Below are 25,994 nucleotides of genomic sequence, written 5' to 3' on the forward strand. Positions count from 1 at the left end.
AGTGTAATATTTGAAAAAACCGGGTAAATGTGATGTGTATCCGCGCACGCTTAACGGAATTTTCAGATGGTTACAAACGGCTGTTACCCTATTAAGAATTAACTATTTAGCCAAATAAATAATTTTATTTGGTTATTAATTATTTTATATATTTGAAAAAGACAGGTTTCTATTTTCCTTTCTGATTATTAAATCCATTTATATTCAGTTTGGCTTTAGTTATAATGTTTTTAACACGAATTATTAATACGATTATTTTATTATGAAAACTGGAAAAGTAAAATGGTTTAACACACAAAAAGGTTACGGCTTTATTGTAACTGATGATGGCAAAGATCTGTTTGTACACTTTAAAGATGTACAAGGCGGTGTAAATGCCATTAAGGATAACGATAGCGTTACCTATGATGTGGAAGAAGGCAGAAAAGGATTACAAGCAGTAAATGTAAAAAAAGCATAGTCTAACCACTTCAACTAAACTAACTAAACTAAAAACTAAGCCTCCGCTAACTACGGAGGTTTTTTTTGTTTAAAATTGGCCGTAATTATATATTTTAGCCAAACCAATTTAAACTATATGGCCGAACCATCATCAGCACGCACTAACAGGAACGTTATTTTTTTAGTAATTGTAGCCTCATTAGGGTATTTTGTTGATATATATGATTTGTTGATATTCTCGATAGTAAGAAAAGCAAGCTTGTTGGGCATCGGCGTAAAACCCGCTGATGTGCTGAGCGATGGCTTATCAATCATTAACTGGCAGATGTTCGGCTTACTATTAGGTGGCGTTTTATGGGGTGTTCTTGGCGATAAGCTGGGCAGGATAAAAGTACTTTTTGGGTCGATATTATTATACTCCATAGCCAATTTCGCGAATGGCTTTGTGCACGATGTTAACCTGTATATTATTGTAAGATTTATAGCAGGAGTGGGGCTTGCCGGTGAGTTAGGTGCGGGCATAACGCTTGTTACCGAAACCATGAGCAAAGAAAAAAGAGGTTACGGAACCATGATTGTGGCCGTAGTTGGCCTTTTTGGTGCCGCCGCGGCCAATCTGGTTGCTAAACACGGGTTACCATTCCATTTTTCTGCCGATCATGCTAACTGGCGCGATGCTTACTTTGTTGGTGGATGCTTAGGCATTATTTTGCTTTTATTACGTTTAGGCACTTTTGAATCGGGCATGTTTAAGAGTATGGAACAAAAAGAGGTATCCAAAGGCAACTTCTTTACCTTGTTTACCAGCTGGGGCAGGTTCAAAAAATATATTTATTGTATTTTAATTGGCGCGCCGCTTTGGTACGTTGTAGGCGTGCTGGTTACACTCAGCCCTGAATTTGGTAAAGCTTTGGGTGCTAAAGATGTGTTGAGCGCGGGGGATGGTATATATTACACTTATTTGGGTATAGCCCTAGGTGGTTTATTTGCCGGTTTGATCTCACAGATCACCAAATCCAGAAAACTAACGATGTTTATTTTCCTGACCGCATCAGCAATTAGTGTAGTAGTTTATTTGACCGCTAAAGGCCTTAATAGCGAGCAATTCATTTGGATATGCTTGTTTATGGGCACTTGTGTGGGATACTGGACAACCTTTATAACCATTGCGGCGGAGCAGTTTGGCACGAATATTCGCGCTACGGTTACTACTACCGTTCCGAATTTTGTAAGAGGTTCATTAATACCTATAAACCTTATTTTTGTGGCGCTTGCTAAAGGGTATGGCATGATAAATGCCGCTTATATTATGATGGGGGCGCTGACACTCATCTCGTTATTTGCAGTTAGTCAGTTAAAAGAAAGTTTTGGGAAAGATTTGAATTATTTAGAAGAGAATTAGTATCGGAATGATTGACCGATAAGTCAATTGTTTGTTTAATTTTGCTTAACATTAATATATGCTCCAATGATTTCCAAAGAAGAGATAAGTGCGGCTTACCAATTAATACAGGACGAAATTTGCGCCGCGCTTGAACAGGTTGATGGCAAAGCGACATTTGAAGAAGAAAAATGGGAGCGGGAAGGCGGCGGCGGTGGGCGCACACGTATTATCCAAAACGGGAATATACTGGAAAAAGGTGGAGTTAATTTTTCAGCCGTACATGGCCCATTACCTTTAGGTATAAAAAAAGCGCTGAATGTTGAGCATGATGAGTTTTTTGCCACTGGTGTATCCATCGTTATCCACCCAAATCATCCAATGGTGCCTATTATTCACATGAACATCAGGTACTTCGAAATGCCATCGGAAGACAGCGAAAACCCGGTACGCTGGTTTGGCGGAGGGATAGACCTTACTCCACATTATGTTTTTGAGGATGATGCTAAGTTTTTCCATCAAAATTTAAAATCGGTTTGTGATCAATTCAGCCACGATTTTTATGCACGCTTTAAGCATTGGGCTGATGATTACTTCTATATTAAACATCGTAATGAAACACGTGGCATAGGCGGTATATTTTACGACCGTTTAACAGCCAGCGATACGCTTACATGGGAAAACATATTTGATTTTTCGCAGGCATTAGGTCGTTCATTTATCCCTACTTATACCGAACTGATTAACCGTAATCGTGATAAAGCATTTACCGAAGATCATCAAAACTGGCAATACCAACGTCGTAGCCGCTATACCGAGTTTAACCTGGTTTATGATGCCGGTACAAAATTCGGATTGGAAACAAATGGTCGTATTGAATCAATACTAATGAGCCTGCCACCAACCGCTAAATGGGTGTATAACTACCAGCCGCAACCCGGTAGCGAAGAAGAAAGAACATTAGGATTATTAAAAAAAGGGATTAACTGGGCATAAGTTATGAGAATTGTTGCGGGATTATTTTTAGCCATTATTTTATTTTCTTCTTTTCATCAGATTGATAACCTGTCGGGTACCTGGCAATATGCCGGAGACATCACCAACGGGAAAAAGGAAGCCGCCCCAACTGAATATTCACTTCAACGGAATTATACATCATCAAATTACGAAGGGTTTGTAATTGAAAAAGGGTACGAGCCCCAGAAATATGAAACAGGTAATTATAAATTAAATGGCGACTCCTGCCTTGAAACACAAACATGGTGCGTACAACCATCCAATCTGTTAAATATTGCCATTCATTATCACTCGCATGTGGTTAACGACACACTGGTTTTAACCGGTATTTTGCCAAATGGAACCGCTGTAGAAGAGTATTGGAAAAAGGTAAAATAGGCACAAAAAAGCGGATCTACCTTTATTAACAATTTACTGCCTTAATTTACCTGTATTTAGCTAAAAAATGAGCCTAATGTTAGTAAAATCATGCGTGAAAATGATATAATTTCTTAACTTCGCAAGTCGTTAAAAACCCCAATTTTTAACGGAAAATTATAAACAAGATTTTCACAAAAAAATACAATGGCCGAAGGAACAGAAAACGATAATCCACAAAAAGAAGACAGAATAATTTCGATAAATATTGATGAGCAAATGCGATCAGCATACATTGATTACTCAATGTCTGTAATCGTTTCCAGGGCACTGCCTGATGTACGCGACGGTTTAAAACCGGTACACAGAAGGGTGCTTTTCGGTATGCTCGACCTTGGTTTAAATAACAACAAACCTTATAAAAAATCAGCCCGTATTGTGGGTGAGGTAATGGGTAAATATCACCCGCATGGTGACTCATCTGTTTATGATACCATGGTGCGTATGGCGCAAGAGTGGAGCCTTCGTTACCCGTTGGTTGAAGGCCAGGGTAACTACGGATCAATTGATGGTGATAACCCCGCGGCAATGCGTTACACGGAGGCAAGACTTGAAAAGATTGCTGAAGAAATGCTGGCCGATATTAATAAGGACACCATTGATTTCCAGTTAAACTTTGACGATTCGCTACAGGAACCAACTGTATTGCCTGCAAAATTCCCTAACTTATTGGTCAACGGGGCATCAGGTATCGCGGTAGGTATGGCTACAAATATGGCACCTCACAATTTATCGGAAGTTGTTGATGCTACCATAGCATTAATAGATAACCGTAATATTGAGGTTAGCGAGCTGATGCAATATGTTAAAGGTCCGGATTTTCCTACAGGTGGTATCATCTACGGTTTTGAAGGCCCGCGTGAAGCCCTGGAAACAGGCCGCGGCAGGGTAGTTTTACGTGCAAGAGCTGAAATTGAAACCTATAACGGTGAACGTGAACGCATCATTGTTACCGAAATACCTTACCAGGTTAATAAAGGGTTAATGATTGAGCGTACCGCTGAATTGGTTAACGAAAAGAAAATTGAAGGTATATCATCCATCAGGGATGAATCAAACAGGGAAGGTATCCGTGTTGTTTATGAAATAAAACGTGAGGCTAATGCCGCGATAGTATTAAATAACTTATTCAAATACACATCGTTACAAACATCATTTAGTGTAAATAATATAGCGTTAGTGCATGGCAGGCCAATGATGTTGAATTTGAGAGATCTTATTCATCATTTTGTTGAACACAGGCATGAGGTTGTAGTTCGCCGTACAAAATTTGAATTGGCTGAAGCTCAGAAACGAGCCCATATTTTAGAGGGCTTGTTGATCGCTTTAGATCATTTGGATGAAGTGATTCGCTTAATACGCAGTTCAAATACACCTGATGATGCGAGAGAAGGATTGATCACTCAATTTAACCTAAGTGATATACAGGCACGCGCCATACTGGATATGACCCTAAGAAGGTTAACCGGACTGGAACGTGACAAGATTAAGGATGAATATGATGGCTTGATGAAAACCATTGATTACTTGAATTCTATTTTGGGTGATGAAGCTTTACGTATGCAGATCATCAAGGACGAGCTTTTAGAGATCAAAGAAAAGTATGGTGATGAGCGCAAAACCGAGATGGTTCACTCATCGGCAGAAATGAATACCGAAGACTTTATTGAGGATGAGGATGTGGTAATTACCATTTCGCGCGAGGGCTATATTAAACGTACGGCCTTAACGGAATACCGCAGGCAGGGCAGAGGCGGTAAAGGATCATTAGGCAGTAATAGCCGCGATGCTGACTTTATTGAGCATCTGTTGATCGCATCAAACCACAACTACATGTTGTTCTTTACTGAATCAGGGCAATGTTTCTGGTTGAGGGTATTTGAAATTCCGGAAGGAACGCGTACTTCAAAAGGCCGTGCTATTCAGAACATCATCAATATTCCTAAGGAAGAAAACATTAAGGCTTATATTAAGTTGATCAGCCTTAAAGACAAGGAATACCTGGAGAATAACTATATCATTATGTGTACCAAGAAAGGTACCATTAAGAAAACTTCGCTTGAAGCATACTCACGCCCGCGTGCAAATGGTATCAACGCGATCAACATTAATGATGGTGATTCATTGTTAGAAGCAAACTTAACTAGCGGTAACAGCGAAATTGTAATGGCATTAAAATCAGGCCGTGCAATACGCTTTAACGAGGCTACAGTTAGGCCGATGGGCCGTACGGCGACAGGTGTTCGTGGTATATCGCTTGATGGAGATAATGACGAAGTTGTAGGTATGATTAGTATTGATGATCCGGAAACTACAGTTTTAGTGGTATCCGAAAAAGGATACGGCAAACGTACCGATATTGATGACTACCGGGTTACCAACCGTGGCGGTAAAGGTGTTAAAACACTTAATGTTACTGATAAAACCGGAAACCTTGTTGCCATTAAAGGTGTTACTGATAAAGAGGATCTGATGATCATCAATAAATCAGGTATCATTATCCGTATTGCTATTAGTGAATTAAGGACTATGGGCCGTGCTACGCAAGGTGTACGTTTAATTACCCTTAAAGGTGATGACGAAATAGCATCAGTTGCAAAAATTGAGCATGACGAAGAGGAGGAATTAGATGAAGCTATTGCCGAAGCAGGTGAGGCGGAAGCAGCAGTGGATACTGATGGTGATACTGAAACCAAAGGTGATGAGCCCTCAACTGATGAAGTAACTGAATAAAACTAAAATATGCTGAACCGTAAAATAATAATACCGGTTTTAATATTAACGTTCGCTACAAGCTTAGCCTTCTGCCAGTCGGAAGTGTTTAAGCCTGTAGTGAATAATTTGGCGCTATATAAGCAAAAAAAGGACCTGAAGTTTCTAGCAGCCGCTAAAAAATCAATAGATAGCCTTGTTACTAACCACGCTGATTCTGCGGATTATAAGAAAAGCGTTTACAGGGCACTGGTAAATTCCACCATTTTATATATTGATTCGCTTAATAAACTTAAGCAAACGGCAACACTGTTTACCCAAACTACAGATTTGGTTAATAAGCTGTGTATCAGTAAAAAAAGCGCGAGTTTTCAGGATCAGCTTGATTATATAAAGAAATGCCTTGCAAATGTTTATATCCGGATTGGTTTTCAGTATATGAACACATCCGATTTTGTAAATGCTGAGCAAGCATTTTTAAATGCTCAAAAATATGTACCATCCTTTAAGCAGCTTGATTTTTATATTGCTTACTCCAATAATAAACTAGGTAATTTACAGGATGCCGCAAAATATTATAACCATTTAATTGATGCAGACACGGCAAGGGCTGAATATATTGAAGCCGCTGCAAATATCTATAAATCAATAGGGGATACCTCCAAAGCGCTGGAAGTTATCAAAAAGGGAAGGAGTCGTTTCCCTGATGACAAGCTGCTGTTGATGAACGAGGCCAATATTTATAGTAATAAAAAAGAGTATTCAGCGTTAGAACCATTATTAAAACCACTGACAGATACTTACCCCAACAGTGCCAGTGTAGCGTTTGTTGCCGCCAATTGTTATGATAATCTTAATCAATACAAACTAGCGGAAACATACTATTTACAGGCTATAGATATTAACGGATCGGTTTATGACCCAATATTCAATCTTGGTTTGTTATATTTCAAAGAAAGTTTGATTTTTCCGTCGGAGAAAATAAAAAACATTAATCTTGCAGCGGCAATGCTTGAAAAAGCTAATGAAATATCACCGAATGATATCAGAGCGCTACAGGTTTTGCAACTTGTTTATGCACAAACACAAAACAAAAACCAACTAATAAGGGTAAATAATAAATTAAAACAGTTAAATAATCAATAACATCACTATGAAAATAAAACTCTTGATGACAGGCCTAATGGGCTTAGTATCAGTAGCAGCATTTGCACAAAAAGGCGAATTAAATAATGCCAAAGAAAAATACGACAGTTATTCGGTAGAAAAAGCGAATAAAATAACACAGGTACAGGGCGTAAAAGACCTGGCGGATGCAAAAACATCAATAGATAAAGCATCTGTTAATGAAAAAACGGCAAGCCTGCCACTAACTTTTGCTTTAAAAGGGGCCATATATTCATCATTGGTTACCCAGGATACTATTCCTGCCAATAAAGCTGCAAATTTTACAATAGCAGAAGAAGCTTTAAAAAAGGCAACATCTTTAGATTCTGTTAAACAGGAAAACAAAACCATGATACATGATGCTGCCCTTAATTTAGCATCATATCAATTTGATTTAGGCAGAACAGAATTCCAAAACAAGAAATTTGAAGATGCTTATAAATCATTCGATTATTATCATCAGATTGCACCGGATGATACTTTGGCATTATACGTTACAGGCATATCTGCTGCAAATGCAGGTGATAGTAATGCCAAATATTATGGCTATGCAATATCATCATACACTAAATTGTTGACTACAAATTATTCTAATAAACCAGCTATATATTACGATCTTACTAATATTTATTTAGCTACGAAAGATACTACTAACGCTTTAAAAACAGTAAGTGCAGGGGTTGCTGCATATCCGGCAGACAATAATTTACGCAGAAGGGAAATTGAAATTGGCTTACAATCAGGCAAACAGGATATTTTGGTTGAAAAAATACAAAGTGCAATAGCTGCTGATCCTAAAAACAAAACCTTATATTATTATTTAGGTTTAACTTATTCTCAGATTGCTGAATCTTACGGTAACCAACAAATAAAAACTAAGGTTATTGCTGATAAAACAGCTTTAGAAACTAAGAAAATAGATAATTATCATTTAGCTGCTGAGCAATATAAAAAGGCTGTTGATATTGATCCTAGTTATTTTGAAGCTAACCTGAATTTAGGTTATGTAACTTTAAAACCTGCAATTGATGAATATAATGCAGCAAATCAGCTGCCATCAAGCAAGCAAAAAGAATATGAAGCAGCACTGGCAAAATCAAAAGCTGACTTTGAAGCTGCCAGGCCATATTTGCAAAAAGCTGTTGATTTAAATCCAAAATCATATGATGCTTTAAATAATTTAAAAACTTATTATTTAGGTGCACAAAACACTGCTAAAGCTAATGAGATCCAAAAACAAATGGATGCGTTAGGGGGCAAGTAGAAATAGAATTAATGAGGGGCCGTAAAAAAGCCCTTCATTTTTGAATATCAACTTAACATAATGTTAATTATGAGGTAATTTATAGAGTATTTTTTTTACAGTTTTTAGTTACAGGAATAGATTGATACCGTAACTTTCATTACCCATCCAATGATACACTTTGTTAATAAAACAGGCCAATATTATAGTTTATTCGGTTCTACTTTAATATTCTTCAGCTGATACTTTAAAACCTCATTGTATACATCCAACGCAAACGCTCCATATTAATAGCCATTTTACGAATTAATCCCTGGGGAATCACATAACAATCCCCGCTACGTTGGCCAACTAACAGCCGCATATGATCTTGTAGATCAAAATACAATTTCGATTTTGGATGTACGCTGTTTATCACGCTATCAAAGTCATTATTATTTAATGCCAGCATCAATTCTGCGTAGGCTTTAAACTTTATGCTTTGATCAATTCTTCCGGTAGAATAAATTGGGTTCAATTTCCCGTAATGCAAATCATTAATGAACCGGATGATGGCATCTGTTAAAAAAACATCATACAAAGCTGCCGCTTCATCTTTCTTGTTTTGTTTGATGAGTTTATATAATTCGGGATACAATAACTGTTTTGGATGATAGTCTTCATGATTTAAACCGTATTGTCTTACACAATCCAATAACATCATGGCATCCCATATATGAGTTTTAACGGTGTCAGCAGCTATCCAGGCTAATTTATAACCATTTGCTTTATAAAATCGTTTAACAGACAGTGGGTAATACAAACTTGCCCTGCTCCTATTTAGTGCATGGTAAATTGTTGTGTCGCTAGCTACCTTTAATTGAAAAGGTGCCAGCAACATAACAAATAGCATTAGCTTAACCACGATGATAGTGTTGTGGTTCTGCTATTTCAAGCACAACACGGCCCTCAATCTCGCCTTTTTTCATCTCGTCAAATACGGCGTTAATATCTTCCAATTTAGTTGGACGAACCGTTGCTTTAACTTTGCCTTCTAAAGCAAATTCAATAGCTTCCTGCATATCTTTACGGGTACCTACAATTGAACCTCGAACGGTATAGGCATTAATAACAGTTTCAAAAATCGGTAAGTCAAAGCTTCCTTTTGGTAAACCATTTAAGGCAATAGTGCCTTTACGCCTTAGTGCTGATATTCCTTGTTTAAAAGCAATTGGTGATGGAGCAGTTACTAATACGCCATGCATCCCTCCTGTTTGCTTCTTTAAAAATTCGCCCGGATCTTGTTCTTTAGCATTTACTACTAGCTCTGCACCCAGCCTTTTGGCCAGTTCTAGTTTATCGTTTGATATATCAATAGCAGCAACATGCAGGCCCATCGCTTTGGCATATTGAACAGCCAAATGGCCTAATCCACCGATGCCAGAAATGGCTATCCATTCTCCCGGTTTAGCTTCTGTTTGTTTTATGCCTTTGTAAACTGTTACACCGGCGCAGATAATTGGCGCCATTTCGGTAAAATTGATGTTAGGCGGAAAGTGCGCTATGTACCTTGAATCGGCCACTACATATTCTGCGAAGCCACCATCTACACTGTAACCACCGTTTTGCTGTGTATCGCAAAGTGTTTCCCATCCGGTGATACAAAACTCGCAGCATCCGCAGGCGCTGTACAGCCATGGCACGCCAACAATATCACCTTCCTTTACATTTTTAACACCGCGGCCTAAGGCAACCACGTATCCTAAAGCTTCGTGACCTGGTATTAGCGGCATTTTCGGTTGAGCAGGCCAATCACCTTGTACGGCGTGCAAATCGGTGTGACAAACGCCACAGGCAATCACTTTAACCAATATTTGGTTTTCGCCCGGTTCTTTAACCGGCATTTCTTCGATGGTTAACTGGCCTCCAAATTCATGGACAACAGCGGCTTTCATAGTTTTAGGTATCATAATATATTTTTCATTTTAAGATGGAACGAAACGGTTAATTGGTCTTTGGTTTTTATCATACCGCCCAATTTATGAGGCGGTATGAGATCGAAGTCGGAGAAATTTAACTGTTGTGATCCGATTAAATGCACAACTTTAGCTGTGTCAGAAATTTGATAGTTGACAGTATATAGCTTCTTTACTCCTGCTATTTCAATTTCAACCTGGCCGGTAATTTTAATCGGCCTGATAGAAAGCCTTGGCAACTCGCTCAAAGACAAAAAGCGTATATGGAGCCTCGGATATTTTTTAGCTTCTAACGTTTTACGCAAATCATGCGTCATCATGGCTTTATGGCAATCAAAACTTAATACAGCCGGGTTAATGCTCCCTGTAAGGCTAACACCTTTTTCGTTTTCGCAAACTGTTAACGTATCTGCATGATCGCAGCTCGCGATATCACAGGAGAACTTATTTATGTTGGTGCTTCCGTTTACACTCAGGCTACTGCTTTCGCTGATGAGCCATTTAGTTTGAGGCCTTGCTCCAAGACTTATTAAGGTCAGTATGATCATTATCTTGCCAGTCATGATTAAAATCCTATAGAAGCTTCCAACACTGCACCATGAAAGTTGCCACCGTTCAAAATATTAGCAGCCGGGTAACCTTCATAATTTTGGTTTACATATTCGGCCTTAGCCATTATATTTTTGGTGATGAACCAACCTAATGAACCCGCTTCGCGATTGATGGTAATGTTGGATGTATAACCTTGTAGTAAAGCAGTTACGGTATTGTATCTAAAGCCTACCCAAAAGTTTTCTTTACCCTGCGGGAAACGATAGATCAAGTCTGCCGCATACTGTGTTGCTTTACGTTCCTTTACTTCTGTTATTGCACGCCCTTTAGCATCTTCGGCTGTGCCAAAAAACTCAAGGCCTTTATATTTTAGGAATACGTTACCCATAACGGTGTTTACTTCTTCACTAAAGCCTGGGTTTAATCTACCTGAAAATGGACTGTAATCTGCTTCATCAGAAAGTGTGGTACCATTGGCTATATTTTGATTCTCCATTACATTAAAGTAGTGAGAGCCTGTACGATCGCCACCAAAAAGGGTGCTACTGTTAGCGCTATGCACAGTATAACCTGAACCTGTAATCCGTACCCTTAAATCTTTATTTACTTGTTTATCAAACCCTATTTTCCCGTGGAAGGCAGGGTCAAATTGGTTGGGTTGATTTGTGGCAGAATCAATTTTAGTACCTGCAACCACTGTAGCATCCAGTTCGCCATTGGTCATACCGCCCATTACAAAGAAGCCGGAATTGGTATGGATATAAACCTCGGCACCTATTTCGGTAGCAAACTCATCCATAATGTAGTTTTCTACAAAAGGATTGTAAATTGTGTTACCACCGTCAGATCTCCTGAAATGCTGATCGCCGTAATCCACATCAAACTGGCCTACTTTGATAGTAATGTTTTTCATCAGCATGTTAACGATATCACTTTTCAGAAACAACAGTTTATCAAACTGGATATAACCACCTTTCACCCAGGTATCTTCATGGTGCCTTGATGCCAGGTACATAGTAATGTCCATTCGGATACCATCTGCTAACTGGGCATCAACATTAAGATTAGCCATTGGTAAGTCGAAACCATTAGTCAGTTTTTCGAGGCTATTAACATTGCCTTTAAAACCGGTTTCGGTTAATGGTGTAGCCGTATTAAAGTTCCTTAAAGCCTGGAAAGCCATTTCGAAATTGCCGCCAACCTTTACTTTTAAATCGGTAAATGGAATAGTATCAATTTTTGAGGTTTCAAATACATTAACGCCCTGTTGGTTATTGGGACGAAAGAATTGTAATTCCTGTGCCTTAAGGCTTACAGGTAATAATGCCGCGGCTAATAATATATATAAGATTTTCATGATTATTTCTTGTAAATAAGGTTAAACTGAATAGTAAGATCATTGGTCACCTTCATGGTGCCTAACATAAATGTGGGTGGCTTAATGCCGTAATCTGTTAACTGGATTTTCTTTGCTCCTGTACATGTTATCGTATTATCTGCACCAACGGTTGCAGTAACATCCATGCTAATTGGCTGGGTGGCACCTGCTATGGTTAAGTCACCTTTGGTTTTAATCAAGTACTTGTTCCCTCCTATCGGTGTAACTACTGCCGAGGTAAGTTTATAGCTGATGTTTGGATACTTACTGGCGTTAACAGATTTGTAGGTTCTGTCATCCATAGAAGCATGGTCGCTGTGGAGGCTTTTTACTGCCAGATGAAAACTGAAGACATGCAGTGCTTGCAATTTATCGCCAACAAAAGTAAAATCGCCCTGGCTTTCCATTGCAGTGGATGCCATCGTCCAATCATGTACGTTTGAAGAACCAAGAACTTTAATGGTTACATTGGGGCTTTGAACCAATTTGTAAGTTGCTTGTGCTGTTACTAATTGCGGCATGGCTAAAAAAATGATTGCCGCTATGATAAGCTTGACAGCGGCAAATGAGTGGGTTAATTTTTTCATAGTATGTTTTTGTTTAGGTCAAATGTATTGCTGATAGCACGTGTAAATAGTGATGAGGGTTAATGGGAAATATGATGTAAATCAATTAATTACATATCTTGATAATGATCACGATTTATAGTTAAAAAAAATGCCCACCCTCATAATTGAGGATGGGCATTTAAATAAATCGATATGTTAGTTTAAAATACAGTAAGTGTTTCTTTTACTTTTGAACAAGGGAATATAAGCAATGGCTTACCGGGATGCTCGGCCAATTTTTGGGTTACACTCCTGTTAAACACTTTTTGAAAAAGACTGCGTCTTTGGTGAACCAATACCAACAAATCAATATCGATATGGGCGGTGAGCCACTTTAAGCTTCTGGTTACGTTATCACTTTTTATGTTATGATAAATAATTTTTGGATAGGTTATTTTTGAAGGGATCTGGTTAAAAAACTGCCGGATCATATTTTCTTCTTTTTTATCGTCTGAATTTTCATCAGCAACGTGAGTAAGCAATATTTCCGAATCAGAGTAGTTAGCTAAACCGGATAAAGATTCAAGAACGTTTATATCCGAATAATTCATGGCACTGGCAAAAGCTATCAGCTTATAATCCTTAAACCGCACCTGGTAAGGGACAACCATCACCGGGAAACTGGCATTTTCAATGATGCTCCAGGCATGGTTAGTTCCTAAAAAATTACTGAGGTTATTAGCGCTGTGCATACTAATTACAGCTAATAACACTTCGTGATTCGCGGCTAACTCATTCAACTTTTCGACAACTAAACCTTCTTCGCTACATTGTTCAATATCAGGCTTAAATTTAGTATCGCCTTTTTCTTTGTCTAATTCCGCTTTTAAACGCATGGCAAGCTCGCTTAAATCGTTTATGCTGTTCTCCTCGCAAGCACGCATTGGCCATTGATTGCGGGTTGTATTTTGTTCATCAGTAGATGCTTCATATATATTGCATAACAACAAGTTGGCTTCTATTTTTTGTGCTAGCTTTAAAGCATAATGCGCTATGTAATCGGCATTGATAGAAAAGTCGGTTAATACTAATATGGTTTTCATGCTGTAAAGCTCCCGTTAAAACACGACGCACCGAGTGACGGGCGTCAGTATTTATGCTGACATTGATCACCTGTTAAATTAAAAAAGTGACCACCGTCACTTTTTGGCCTGAAATTCATCACCTATTACAGTTTAGCAATGCTCATATTTGATATATGGAAAATGCCGCACTATTAGTTGCTATTATTGAGAACGCTATCGACGGTATCATCACCATTGATGAACGCGGAAAGATTGAATCTATCAATCCGGCAGCATGTAAGTTGTTTGAATATATTCCCGAAGAAGTGATCGGCAAAAATGTATCGATGCTGATGCCTCCACCAGATAAGGAGCAGCACGACGAATACCTGCACCGTTACCAGCAAACCGGGCACGCGCATATTATAGGTATTGGCCGAGAAGTAAAAGGATTAAAAAAAAATGGTTCGATATTTCCTTTCCGTTTAGGGATAAGCCAGGTTCAGTATTCGGGCCGAAAAATCTACACCGGATTTATTCATGATTTGAGTCGTGAAAAAGAAGCAGAAAACCAGTTAAAAGAATATGCAGCTCATTTGGAAGAGTTGGTTGTAGAGAGGACTCAATCGCTAAATGCTACGGTAGATGCCTTATTAGTGGCAAAAGAAGAAGTTAGCTTATCGCTCGAGAAGGAAAAAGAACTCGGTTTATTAAAAAGCCGATTTGTGTCAATCGCATCGCATGAGTTTCGTACACCATTAACATCTATCCAGTTATCTGTATCCTTAATTGAAAAACATGCAGAACCTTTTAACAGCAGCAATATTGTTAAACATGTAGGCAAAATTAAAAGCGCGGTAGGGAATTTAACATCTATATTGAATGATTTTCTTTCGTTAGAAAAGTTGGAATCGGGTAAACAGGAACCCTCCTACCATGATTTTGACTTGGTGAAATTTGCTGAAACTATTACCGAAGAAATGCAGGTACTGGCTAAGCAAAATCAAAATATTATCTACCAGCATACAGGAACAAGAAGCACGATACGATTAGATCAAAACCTTTTGAAGAACTGTATTGTCAATTTGATTAATAACGCCATCAAATATTCGGGTGAAAACTCGTTTATTGGTTTTACTACCGAAATAAATGAGCGTGAATGTGTTATTACCATTAGTGATAATGGCATTGGTATACCCGAAGCTGACCAACGGCATTTATTTGAAGCATTTTTCCGCGCCCACAATACGGGAAATATTCCCGGCACCGGGCTCGGGTTAAACATTGTTGCCCGTTATACCCATTTAATGAACGGTGCTATCGCTTTTCAGAGCGAGGTAAATCAAGGCACGTTATTTACTATAACCTTCCCAATATCATGAGTAAAAAAGTACTGATCATTGAAGACAATGACGATATACGCGAAAATGTAATTGAAATATTGGAACTCGCGGGTTACCAGGTTTCCAGCGCAAACAATGGTAAAACCGGCGTTGAACTGGCTTTGCAGGATACCCCGGATATTATACTTTGTGATATTATGATGCCCGAAATGGATGGTTATGGCGTTTTATACCTGCTATCCAAACGCCCTGAAACCGTTGCGGTACCATTCATATTCTTAACAGCGAAAGCCGAACATTTTGATCGCCGTAAGGGCATGGAAATGGGCGCTGATGATTACCTTACCAAACCTTTTGATGATATGGAGCTTTTAAGTGCCATTGAAAGCAGGTTAAAAAAGAAAGAGGGCCAGCAGGCTTTTTACAGTAAATCATTAGACAGGTTAAACTCATTAGTTGCTAAAAATGGTGGTTTAGATGCTTTAAAAAAGATCATTGAGGAACGCAAAGCGCGCTCTTTTAAAAAGAGCCAGGTAATATATTACGAGGGTGATAAAGGAAATGGCCTCTACCTGGTGATCAGCGGAAAAGTAAAAAGTGTTAAACTGGCCCAGGATGGGCGTGAACTGATAACAGGCATTTATTCGGCTGATGATTATTTGGGTATTAACGCCATGCTATCCAACGAACCCTATGCCGATACTGCCACCGCTTTGGAAGATAGTTTACTATGCTTAATACCACGGGAGCAATTGGAACAGTTGTTGAATATGTACCCTGAAGTCGCGCGGGAATTCATCAAGTTATTGGCCAATGATATTCGCGAAAAGGAAGAACAATTGTTACAGATGGCCTATCATTCCGTAAGGAAAAAAATGGCGGAAGCTCTTTTGAGATTACATCGCCAACCGGGTAGTACTGAAAATACATTTAAAGTTGCCCGTGAAGATCTGGCAGCTATGGCAGCTATGGCTACCGAAACGGTTAGCCGCACCCTATCAGATTTTAAAGAAGAGGGCCTGATAGAAAAGAAAGGTAGCACCATTACCATCCTCGACCTTAATAAACTGACAAAAATGAAGAATTGACAAAAATCATTTTTCTGTTTGACTATGCTCATGGTGCAGGAATGCCTGTAACACTACTATTGCAGCATGAAAGTAGTAGCTTATAGTGTAAAACCTTTTGAAAAGGAACACCTGGCCAAGGCCAATCAAAAAAAACATGATATTACATTAATTTTTAATTCGCTGAGTTTAGAGACGACGATTTTTGCCACGGGCAAGCAGGCTGTCATTGTATTTTCTACGGATGACCTTTCAGCCGAAGTGATCAATAAGCTGGCGGAATTAGGTGTTAAATACATCACCACCCGTTCTGCCATTACTGCTAACATTGACCGGGTTGCTGCAAGCATACACGGCATTAAACTGGCCAATGCTCCCAACGAGTTGGACATAGCAGGCCAGACAATCAGAAATCTGGATATGTGGGAAATGAATAAGTGTGTAGGCAAAGCCTGTATTTGCGCCAAGGCTTGCAAGCAATAATCAAGACATAAAAAAGCCTCCGGACATTAATGGAGGCTTTTTTATGCATATGTAAGAAGCTGTCTAAAAATGATAAATAATCGTCATTGTGAGCGAAGCGCGGCAATCCCCGACTTACAGAATGGCTCTGCATAGCTTGGGATTGCCGCGCTTCGCTCACAATGACGATTTGTTTTTAGACAGATTATAAGGGGTATTAAAAGATGTATAGCGCTAACATGAATAAATTTACCAATATGGTAAACATGAAAAACCCAATCACCATCCTGATGCCTGAACCACCCATACCCACAATTATATTAGCCAGGTACAAGCCAAATGTTATTGGTAATACTATGATTGATGCATTATAATAATACATCAACACGGCTGGTATCGGCAGAAAAAGCACACCCTGAAAAATTAATGAGAATAGGAACCAAACAGTTTTATGCTCGGCCTGGCTATCTAACTTGGCCATTAGGTTTGCCCATATATGGGTTTCTTTAACAATTACCCAATTTTGATCTTCCCTTACGATTGATGTGTTTATTGCAGTTTCCATTTTGATTTGTTTTTGTAGTACAAATCTCTTGTAAATGAATAACTTAAAGCATGACCACCGTCATTCTAAAAATGATTTTCGACATTAATTAAATGGATTATGAGTTCTATAATAACGCTTGACTCTTATCCTATAAACATCTGATAGTAAAGTAAATGCCAATATAAAAAGTGGGATAAAAAAGGCGTGAAAACTAAAGTAGCGAAACACATATGCGCCGCACAAAGCGCCACACATAAAGAAAAAGATAATAGCTGAGCGCAGTTTGATTCGTGCTTTTAAAGCTGGCTTATCTGTTGTGTTTTGCTGAAACACCTGTCCTAACTCAATCCCAAGATCGGTAAAGGTGCCGGTAAGGTGTGTTGTTCTGACTACTGAACCAGAAACAATAGATACAAGGGAATTTTGCAGCCCCATTGCAAATAATAAACTGCCTGCGAAGATTTCTTTGGCAACAAGGCTATGATTGTATCGATAGCCAAACAGAGATACCCCAAGCAATACCGCCATTTCAATCAGTATTGGAATGACATAGGAGAAACGCTGGTTTCGGCCTATAAAAGAGACGATTAAACTCGACACAAAAGCTCCCGCCAAAAACATGAACATCCACAATGCTACTACCCTCGCAGTTTTCCAATCCTGCATGGCAATCCGTTCTGCAAATAGCGCGGCATGTCCGGTTACGTTGGTAGTTAACACCGAAAAACCTAAAAATCCGGCGGCATTTACAAAACCCGCAGTTACGCAAAGTAATGATGCTAATTTAACATTATGCGCATACGTTCGTTTAGTACCAAGATGCCTTAACATTGATAATTATATCAGTTAAGTTAGCAGTGTTTTTGCAGCATCAAACAGAACCCTCAAATGTTGTTCTCCTTTATATAGTGGAGTTGGTTGTTTATCCAATCCTAACAAGGTATAAACCGCGGTTTGCGCAGTCCGCACAGAATACTCAACAGTAAAAACTACATCTTCGGGTACTTCGGCAAACTGGCCGATAAACGCTATGTTGTGCGATACTTCGGGCACTACCAATGGGCGATCGCCTTTTTCACGTACCAAAAACTGGCTGGTGATGTAAGGCAGCATACAAGGAATACAATTACTCGTTTTTAGTATTCGATCCGCCACATTATTAAAGTGCAGATGGGATAATAATTCGACCATAATCTCGGCGCCGGTACAATCTGCCATTCGTTTTCTTACGAAGTTGCCCTCCTTATTCGGAAATAATCCATAACCCCAAAATACAGTTACATCATTAGGCTGACCGATAAAATGCGGCTGATGTGGTAATACAACTGACATTAACCAGTTAGAATCTTTAAAGGTCACCAAACCACCGGTACCCGCTACATTGCCTGTGAACTTTTCCATCAGGTCGAAAAACTCAGTCCCCTTACAAGTTACAGTAAATGACTCCCATTTTGATTGGTCAACGTGGCTATCAAAAACTTCGGGGTTACCAAACTGAGGGTTACGCTCAGCAATATTATGCCATAACTTCCAGCTACCACCTGCTTTATTTAATATTACATCCGGTGGGGTTTGCATCGACCCTAAACTCGAATCCGCGGTCATGGAGCCAACAGTTACCAAAATCAAATCATGCGTACTAAGCTCCAGCTCTTTTTTAGTATTGTTTTGTTTGTAGTGGATGCGCTCTACTCTCTCCTTATCATCCAGGCGCCTGAAGTCTAAAGAAGTAACCTCCGCTCCCATTTCAAATTTAACACCTTGCTCTGTTAACCACTTTATCAATGGCTTTACTAATGAATCATATTGATTATACGGCGTGCGATCAACCCCTGCAAGGGTATTTATCCGTTCAAATTCGTGTATAAAACGGTGTAGGTAGCGCTTAAACTCTACCGCGCTATGCCAAGGCTGAAAAGCGAACATGGTATCCCACATGTACCAAAAGTTTGTTTCGAAAAAACGCGGATCAAACCATTCGTCTATATGCTTTGCCCCCAGGTATTCTTCACTAACGGCCATCATTTCAACCAGATCTAAACGGTCTTTATAACTAAAATCCATTGAGGTAACATCAATTATATTTCCGTTTGAGATTACGCGGGCATTGGCATGAGTTTTTATTTTTTTGTTGAAGGCTATGATCTCGTCATAAACCGTTACCGCCGGATCAGTAAGTGAGGGAATAAAGGAGAAAAGATCATAAGTGCATACGTAGCTAAAGTTAAGCATGCGGCCACCTCTTAAAACATATCCATCTTCCGCGCAGCCGGAGCCATCTAAACTCCCCCCCATAAGCGGATGTTCTTCAAATATGGTTATTTGATCTCCCGGTATTTTTCCATCCCTGATAAAATATGCGGCGCTGGCTAATGAGGCTATGCCGCCACCAACCAAATAAACATTGCGATAGGGATTTATTGTGTTTGAAGTTTTCATAATAATTAATTTGAAGGGAAAACAAGTAAAGGAATAGCAATATGCTTAACCATTTTTTTGGTATGGCTACCGTTAACAACTTCATTGAAGAAATTATGTGAACGATGAACCATTGCCATTATATCTATGGTTCCATGGTCGCACAGCCAGTCTAACCCCTTATTGGTATGCTTTGCATTAACCACACGGTAGTAGATGTGTGGATAATTGACTTTATCACTTACGCTAACCATAAATTCATCAACGCGGTGCTGAAATTCAGCATCGTGCCCACCTTCATCAACTATATGTGTGATCAGGATCTCGGCATTTAGCGGCCGGGCAAATGTTATTAATGTTAAAATACATTGCAGGTCATAATCCGGGTTTTTAAAATCAGTAGCGAAAGCTATTTTCTTTATCGGAATAATATCGGCTGATGGTGGAATGAGCAATAAGGGCTTATTTACAAAATCAATTATCTTATTGGTATGGTTACCCAATAGCAAAGTTCCTAAACCGCTATTGCCATGCGTGCCTGCAATTACAAGGCCGATATTATGACTGTGGCTAACATTATTAATAATATCGATTACAGCACCGGCTTCGCTTATGCAGCTGATGGCAGGGTTAAAGCTTGTGGTTTCCTCTTTATCTTCCAGGTACTCTTTTAAAATATCCAGTTCATGTTTGCTGTCTTTTGCCAGCAGGTCCGATTCTTCCATTGGCCAGCTCACCATTCCGGTTTGTGGAATTTCTGCAGGCTCAATTATGGCGTTACAAATGATGATGTTGGCCTTCACTTGCCTGGCAAGGCTATAGCCATAAGCCAGTACATGTTTTGCATCGGCTGAAAAATCGGTGGGGAAAAGTAACGTTTTCATGGTGATACAAAGCTGCATATAGCTGCTTGCCTAAGGAATGATAACCGTCACTTTTTAAAGTGCTTATCATCATTGCCTTGCGTATTGATATTGCAGAGGTTTGATACCATGTTAGGAGAATTAAATACAGAACAAATTGAGTGTTTGCTAAAGGAACTACCAGTTGGGCGCATTGGCTGCCATGCAGATGGCATTACCTACATTGTCCCCATAAATTATGCATACGATGGTATTAATATTTATGCTCACTCTGTAAAAGGAACGAAAATAGATATGATGCGTAAAAATCTTGAGGTTTGTTTCCAGGCAGATGCCATTATCAATTTGCAAAATTGGGAGAGTGTAATTTGCTGGGGCAGGTTTGAAGAGATAACCGATATGCTGGAGCGTGAGCATGCCATGCAGAAGATCATCAATAAAGTTATGCCATTGATGAAAGGCGTAGATGCGCAACCTTCACATGGATTTACCTCAGCTGCAAGTAATGTGGGTGATGAAGTAGAATTGATTTTGTATAAAATTGTTTTGAGTAAGAAGACCGGGAGGTTTGAGAGGGATTAACACCTATTATATCTACCCTTCGCTTTTAATTAGTCGAGTTATTGTTACTATTCATCGATTCTAACTTAATTCACTATATAATAAATATAAGTTTGCAATCCATACGGGCAAAATTCTTTTGTCTATTGTGATAAGGTTTAGGTTTAGGCCTTCAAACAGCGAGTGTGAGGGGGCCTTATTTTTAAACAGCTTTTTATAAAAACGCACATTTTCACTCAAAAACTATCAAAAAATAAGTAAAAACAAACATTTTTCAGTCTGTTTTGGTAGTAAAACAGTCGTTTTTTGACTAAAAGTAAGCCTAAAAACAATCTAAAAACCGCTTTTTTGGTACCATTTAAGGGCTTTTTGGGCACTTTTTTGTACCAAGTGTTTCAGTTGTACCTTGGTACGGTACAACTAAAATTAGTTGTCATCCTTAAACTTTGCAAGGATTTTTCTTCCAAGATCGTAGGTTATTCTAAAAACCTCCTGATTGTCGTTAAAGTGACCGGGCGAAAAGTGGAAGCTTGCTATAAACTGGCCCTTAACTCTGCCTGATAAAAAAGGAGTCCAGCTTAAATCAAGTCTGTTATAAAATGATTTTTCATAGAAAGAGTCGCCATAATAAATGATGCTCCCCTGCCCTCTGTAAAACTCATCAAATACACCAAAACGATGGTATCCCGCATATGCGCTAAATACAAAACCATTTCTGGCTTGCCAGCCGGTAACACCGCGTTCTCTTAGAAATGATGAAAGGTTACCAGCTTCAAATGATAGTGAGTCTAAAACTGTTTTATGACTAAGGTTTAGGCCTAAACGTACCTCAAGTGCTGCGTTATCAAAAATATGGTCGTTTGGTAATAGTATCGCTGCACCGGCATCATGTTCTTCTAGGAAGTAATCCCTTACATAAAATGAGCCATCGGTATTGGGTGTATATTTACCTTCAGACCCAAACAGGAATTCTTCGCGTTGAGTGTCTGTTTGACGGCTCAACCAGTCAATCCATCCCGACTGCCAAAAATGCTCGCTGTGGTAGGCTGTATAAAGTCCCTCCACATTGGGTCTGTAATACATTAGCGTATCGTTAAGCATGGCACGTGGATAGTCGTCTATTAAGCCTTCCCTCGGAAATTCACCTGCGTTAAACATCCATTTTGAATTTTGGAAATGATAATAAGCAACCGGAACAGCATTCAAAAAATAAGGCTGTGCACCAAATTCATGTATCGCGTTTGATCCCACAATAAACATGTTCATGCTATCTACGTTAAATCCAAAATCAAGCTCGGTACGGGTACCTGAGTAAGTACGTGAACGCGGAATAAATGCTTTGTATTCACGGTTATCCAAAAATGCTAATGCATTAAAATGTATATCAATTGAATGGGTTACTGAGGCTGGTTTAGTTAATTGACTGGTGTCAGTCAACATGTTTTGCTCCCCTAAAAAGTTAATTTGTTGGGCGGTTGCACTTATAGATACCAGCGAGAAAACAATAAGTAAGTAAAAGTTTTTAAACATATAACTTTGATTTATTGATAGATATGGGATTCAATTAATTAAATAATTATTTTTTAAGAGGCCCCCTCCCCGATCAATGTATCTGGCAAGTGCAGCTATTGCTGCACTGCCTTCAACATACCTAATGGACTAGGGGTATTAAGTATTTTTTTGCCTTAAACGGCTGATCATTATCTTGTTGTATTATCTGTTTTACGGTATGCCCATCCAAAAATTAACGGGAATACCCAAAGACTGAATAGCATGGCGCATAATATACCTCCTATAACTACCCTGGCTAACGGCCTTGAACTTTCTGAACCGATACCATGTGATAGTGCTGCCGGGCATAAACCGATAGCGGCCATTAGCGCCGTCATCATTACCGGTCTGATCCTGGAGTTTACACCTAATTTTATGGCGGTATATAGCGTTAACCGGTCGCCTTTTATGGATTCCAGGTTTTGTTTAAATACAGTGATGAGTAATACGCCATCCTGTATACATATCCCAAATAGCGCGATGAAACCGATACCTGCTGATATACTAAAATTAGTCCCGGTGATTAACAATGCTGCTATACCACCAACAATCGCAAACGGTACATTCAGGAATACTAGTGCTGCATCTTTAAAATTGCCAAACATGACGAATAACAGTAAAAAGATGAGTGCCAAACTAACTGGAACAACCTGGGTTAACCTTTTTTCAGCACGCTGCTGGTTCTCGAAATCACCCTGCCAAGCCATGTGGTAACCACGTTTCAGTTTAACTTTAGCATTCACTTTTTGCTGTGCTTCTTTAATGGTGCTACCCATATCCCTACCGCGAACAGAGAATTTAAGTGTTGCAAAGCGCTCGTTTTCATCCCTAAAAATTAAACATGGACCTGTTTTTTGACTAATATCGGCGATTTCCTTAATCGGAACTTTTGAACCACTTTGGGTAGGAACTAACAGATTTCCAATATCTTCTGGTGTTTCCCGAAAAGCCGCCGGAAAACGTACCCTGATATCAAATGTCCTGACACCTTCATATAGTGTTGATGCCGCCTGCCCGCCTATTGCCATTGATATTACTGCGTTAGCATCGCTGGTTGATACACCATATTGTGCCATTTTTTGCTGGTTCAGGCTAATATCCAGCTCTGGCAACCCGATACTTCTTAACACGCCTAAATCTTCTATACCTCTTACGCCCTTCAGTATCTTATAAATATCGTCGGTTTTTTGCTCCATATAGTTAAGCGAATCACCATATACTTTTACCACAATAGAACCCTTAACTCCTGACACAGCCTCCTCCACATTATCACTTATCGGTTGCGAAAAGTTAAGATCAGCACCAGGGAGTATGGATAGCTTTTTATTCATCTGGGCTATCAGCTCTTCTTTGGTTACCTTGGGTTTCCAATCATCCTCCGGATACATGAGCACATCAAATTCATTATTATAAAAGCCCGCTACGTCGGTACCATCATCAGGTCGCCCTGTTTGTGACACTACATATTGCACCTGTGGGAAGGTCATTAATATTGATCGTACCTGTTTCGCTGTTTCTACAGATTTGTCGAGTGATACGCTGTATGGTAACTGCACCCTTAGCCAAATGGCACCTTCATCAAGTTCAGGCAAAAACTCGCTGCCCAAAAACTTAAATGAAAACAGACCAACAACCATCACGATAAGCGACACCGTAACTACCAGTGTTTTATACTTGAATGCCTGGGTAAAACCACCAAGCATAAACCGGGTTAGGTTATGCACAAAAGGATTGTGCTTTTCATGTACATCTTTCCTCAATAGCATGCTGATTAATACCGGCACTAATGTTAATGTTGTTATTAAGGCACCCAGTAATGCGAAACCTAATGTATAAGCCAATGGCGAGAATAATTTACCTTCCACTTTTTGGAAAGCGAACACCGGTAATAGCCCTGTAATGATAATTAGCTTCGCGAAGAATATGGCTTTACCTAATACGGCGCCATTGTTTTTGATCAACCCAAGTTTGGATAGTTTGTTAAAACGGTCCATCCCCATTTGTATGGCTTTATGATCCAGAATAACAAACATCCCCTCAACCATAACTACCGCGCCATCAATAATAATCCCAAAATCGACCGCGCCTAATGATAACAAGTTGGCCGACATGCCCATTAAATGCAGGCATATAAAGGCAAACAGCAGCGCCATGGGTATTATTATAGACACAATTAGCGTAGTGCGCCAATTGAACATGAATAACGATACAAGGAATGTAACAAGTAAAATACCTTCAATAAGATTATGCAATACGGTATGCGTAGCATAACCAATTAGATCGGAACGATCATAGTAAGGTACGATCTTGGTATCTGCCGGTAATACATCGTTGTTTAGTTTATTTATCTCAGCCTTTAATGCGGTAACTACATCTGTTGGGTTTTCGCCCTTACGCATTACAATAATTGCTTCAACGGCATCTTCATCGTCAGTTACATGTCTTTTGCCATCTTTATCAATAGTAGCATCGCTTCTTCCTACCCAGCCCAAACGCGGTACGTTTGATATAGAAACATTAGCTACATCGCCAACCAAAACGGGTACACCATTATTATTGCTGATGACAATATTTTTAATCTGGTTGATATCCTTTATCAAACCAAGCCCCCTTACCGCAAATGCCTGGTTATTTTGGATGATCATATCGCCACCAACGTTGATATTGGTTTTTTGTACGGCCGCGAAAACATCCAGCGGGGTAATACCTAACGTAGTTAGTTTTCCCGGATCAACCGTGATCTCATAAGTTTTAGTTTTACCACCAAAGCTGTTGATATCGCCTATACCTGGGATAGCCCTTAACCGGCGGTCAATCACCCAATCCTGTATGGTTTTAAGTTCCCGTACATCTCTGAAAGTACTTTTTAAGGTGTAGCGAAAAATTTCGCCGGTTGGCCCGGTTGGTGGTTGCACCGATGGAGTAATACCATTAGGCAAGGTAGCGTTGGCCAGTAAGAACATTACTTGCTGCCTTGCTTCCTGATCCTCTACATGATCATCAAAAATTACTTTTACATAGCTTAAGCCGAATATGGTAGTTGAACGCAAGCTAACCTTCTTTTGAACCGGGTTTAAAGCGATTTCGATGGGAATGGTAACCAGTTTTTCAACCTCCTCGGCGCTTTGGCCGGGCCATTGGGTAATAATATCTATCTCGGTATTGGTTACATCCGGGAAAGCCTCAATAGGCATCTGAATAAATGTAATTATACCACCTACTATCAATGCTCCTGCTAAAAACAGGATCAGGTATTTGTTTTTTAACGAAAAGCCTATAACACCTCTAAGAAATTTTATCATTTTCT

23 protein-coding genes are annotated in these 25,994 nt (G+C 39.3%); 11 read left to right on the forward strand and 12 right to left on the reverse strand.

Translation table 11 applies throughout. From position 1 onward, the window contains the following. Nucleotides 1–262: 262 nt before the first annotated feature. From GSQ74_RS21555 to GSQ74_RS21585, 7 genes are all read left to right on the forward strand, one after another. Nucleotides 263–460 (forward strand): cold-shock protein, encoded by a 198-nt coding sequence (locus tag GSQ74_RS21555; RefSeq protein WP_144912316.1) that lies wholly within the window; start codon nt 263–265, stop codon nt 458–460. 117 nt (nt 461–577) lie between these two features. Then, nucleotides 578–1,843 carry an MFS transporter gene (locus GSQ74_RS21560; RefSeq protein ID WP_158996264.1) on the forward strand — a complete coding sequence of 422 codons (1,266 nt, stop codon included), beginning with the start codon at nt 578–580 and terminating at the stop codon, nt 1,841–1,843. Between the two features lie 66 nt (nt 1,844–1,909). Further along, complete coding sequence (gene hemF, locus GSQ74_RS21565) at nt 1,910–2,818, forward strand: oxygen-dependent coproporphyrinogen oxidase (RefSeq protein WP_158996265.1); 909 nt, start codon at nt 1,910–1,912, stop codon at nt 2,816–2,818. 3 nt (nt 2,819–2,821) lie between these two features. Next, nucleotides 2,822–3,217 (forward strand): hypothetical protein, encoded by a 396-nt coding sequence (locus tag GSQ74_RS21570; RefSeq protein WP_158996266.1) that lies wholly within the window; start codon nt 2,822–2,824, stop codon nt 3,215–3,217. 186 nt (nt 3,218–3,403) lie between these two features. After that, nucleotides 3,404–5,989, forward strand: coding sequence for a DNA gyrase subunit A (gene gyrA, locus GSQ74_RS21575; protein ID WP_158996267.1), 2,586 nt, complete (start codon nt 3,404–3,406; stop codon nt 5,987–5,989). Between the two features lie 9 nt (nt 5,990–5,998). After that, nucleotides 5,999–7,114, forward strand: coding sequence for a lipopolysaccharide assembly protein LapB (locus GSQ74_RS21580; protein ID WP_158996268.1), 1,116 nt, complete (start codon nt 5,999–6,001; stop codon nt 7,112–7,114). A 7-nt stretch (nt 7,115–7,121) separates the two neighbouring features. Next, a complete protein-coding gene (locus GSQ74_RS21585) occupies nt 7,122–8,399 on the forward strand; it encodes a lipopolysaccharide assembly protein LapB (RefSeq protein WP_158996269.1) in 1,278 nt (425 codons plus the stop codon). Between the two features lie 226 nt (nt 8,400–8,625). On the opposite strand, the gene GSQ74_RS21590 is transcribed toward GSQ74_RS21585, so the two are convergent. From GSQ74_RS21590 to GSQ74_RS21615, 6 genes are all read right to left on the reverse strand, one after another. Next, nucleotides 8,626–9,282: a hypothetical protein gene (locus GSQ74_RS21590; RefSeq protein WP_158996270.1), complete on the reverse strand. Its 657-nt coding sequence runs from the start codon at nt 9,280–9,282 to the stop codon at nt 8,626–8,628. After that, nucleotides 9,275–10,327: an alcohol dehydrogenase AdhP gene (adhP, locus tag GSQ74_RS21595; RefSeq protein ID WP_158996271.1), complete on the reverse strand. Its 1,053-nt coding sequence runs from the start codon at nt 10,325–10,327 to the stop codon at nt 9,275–9,277. Before adhP ends, GSQ74_RS21590 begins: the two co-directional genes overlap by 8 nt. After that, nucleotides 10,324–10,896 carry a YceI family protein gene (locus GSQ74_RS21600; protein WP_158996272.1) on the reverse strand — a complete coding sequence of 191 codons (573 nt, stop codon included), beginning with the start codon at nt 10,894–10,896 and terminating at the stop codon, nt 10,324–10,326. The genes adhP and GSQ74_RS21600 overlap by 4 nt, the downstream gene beginning before the upstream one ends. Before the next feature lie 2 nt (nt 10,897–10,898). Beyond that, nucleotides 10,899–12,242, reverse strand: a complete 1,344-nt coding sequence (locus tag GSQ74_RS21605) for a hypothetical protein (RefSeq protein WP_158996273.1) — start codon at nt 12,240–12,242, stop codon at nt 10,899–10,901. A 2-nt stretch (nt 12,243–12,244) separates the two neighbouring features. Then, nucleotides 12,245–12,850 (reverse strand): YceI family protein, encoded by a 606-nt coding sequence (locus GSQ74_RS21610; RefSeq protein ID WP_158996274.1) that lies wholly within the window; start codon nt 12,848–12,850, stop codon nt 12,245–12,247. 182 nt (nt 12,851–13,032) lie between these two features. Next, nucleotides 13,033–13,914, reverse strand: a complete 882-nt coding sequence (locus tag GSQ74_RS21615) for a universal stress protein (RefSeq protein WP_158996275.1) — start codon at nt 13,912–13,914, stop codon at nt 13,033–13,035. 155 nt (nt 13,915–14,069) lie between these two features. On the opposite strand from GSQ74_RS21615, the gene GSQ74_RS21620 reads away from it, so the two are divergent. The 3 genes from GSQ74_RS21620 (at nt 14,070) to GSQ74_RS21630 (ending at nt 16,768) form a co-directional block, all read left to right on the forward strand. After that, on the forward strand, nt 14,070–15,257 hold the full coding sequence (locus GSQ74_RS21620) for a PAS domain-containing sensor histidine kinase (protein ID WP_158996276.1): 1,188 nt from the start codon (nt 14,070–14,072) through the stop codon (nt 15,255–15,257). Further along, on the forward strand, nt 15,254–16,306 hold the full coding sequence (locus GSQ74_RS21625; RefSeq protein WP_158996277.1) for a response regulator: 1,053 nt from the start codon (nt 15,254–15,256) through the stop codon (nt 16,304–16,306). Before GSQ74_RS21620 ends, GSQ74_RS21625 begins: the two co-directional genes overlap by 4 nt. A 66-nt stretch (nt 16,307–16,372) precedes the next feature. Then, on the forward strand, nt 16,373–16,768 hold the full coding sequence (locus GSQ74_RS21630; RefSeq protein WP_158996278.1) for a lactate dehydrogenase: 396 nt from the start codon (nt 16,373–16,375) through the stop codon (nt 16,766–16,768). Between the two features lie 196 nt (nt 16,769–16,964). On the opposite strand, the gene GSQ74_RS21635 is transcribed toward GSQ74_RS21630, so the two are convergent. The 4 genes from GSQ74_RS21635 to GSQ74_RS21650 form a co-directional block, all read right to left on the reverse strand. Then, nucleotides 16,965–17,312, reverse strand: a complete 348-nt coding sequence (locus GSQ74_RS21635) for a hypothetical protein (protein WP_158996279.1) — start codon at nt 17,310–17,312, stop codon at nt 16,965–16,967. 84 nt (nt 17,313–17,396) lie between these two features. Next, nucleotides 17,397–18,125 (reverse strand): YoaK family protein, encoded by a 729-nt coding sequence (locus GSQ74_RS21640; protein ID WP_158996280.1) that lies wholly within the window; start codon nt 18,123–18,125, stop codon nt 17,397–17,399. Nucleotides 18,126–18,140: 15 nt separating this feature from the next. Further along, entirely contained in the window at nt 18,141–19,733 is a 1,593-nt protein-coding gene (locus GSQ74_RS21645; protein ID WP_158996281.1) for an oleate hydratase, read from the reverse strand. A gap of 5 nt (nt 19,734–19,738) precedes the next feature. Next, nucleotides 19,739–20,596: a universal stress protein gene (locus GSQ74_RS21650; RefSeq protein WP_158996282.1), complete on the reverse strand. Its 858-nt coding sequence runs from the start codon at nt 20,594–20,596 to the stop codon at nt 19,739–19,741. Between the two features lie 108 nt (nt 20,597–20,704). Between GSQ74_RS21650 and GSQ74_RS21655 the strand changes: the two genes are divergently transcribed. Then, nucleotides 20,705–21,157 carry a pyridoxamine 5'-phosphate oxidase family protein gene (locus GSQ74_RS21655; RefSeq protein ID WP_158996283.1) on the forward strand — a complete coding sequence of 151 codons (453 nt, stop codon included), beginning with the start codon at nt 20,705–20,707 and terminating at the stop codon, nt 21,155–21,157. A gap of 405 nt (nt 21,158–21,562) precedes the next feature. Here the strand turns inward: GSQ74_RS21655 and GSQ74_RS21660 are convergent, their stop codons facing one another. Both GSQ74_RS21660 and GSQ74_RS21665 read right to left on the reverse strand, forming a co-directional pair. Next, nucleotides 21,563–22,666: a hypothetical protein gene (locus tag GSQ74_RS21660; RefSeq protein WP_158996284.1), complete on the reverse strand. Its 1,104-nt coding sequence runs from the start codon at nt 22,664–22,666 to the stop codon at nt 21,563–21,565. 170 nt (nt 22,667–22,836) lie between these two features. Next, the gene (locus GSQ74_RS21665) at nt 22,837–25,989 is read right to left on the reverse strand and encodes an efflux RND transporter permease subunit (RefSeq protein WP_158996285.1); all 3,153 of its coding nucleotides are present in this window, start codon (nt 25,987–25,989) and stop codon (nt 22,837–22,839) included. Nucleotides 25,990–25,994: the final 5 nt, after the last annotated feature.

This window comes from Mucilaginibacter sp. L196, from assembly GCF_009765905.1.
Taxonomy (GTDB): domain Bacteria; phylum Bacteroidota; class Bacteroidia; order Sphingobacteriales; family Sphingobacteriaceae; genus Mucilaginibacter.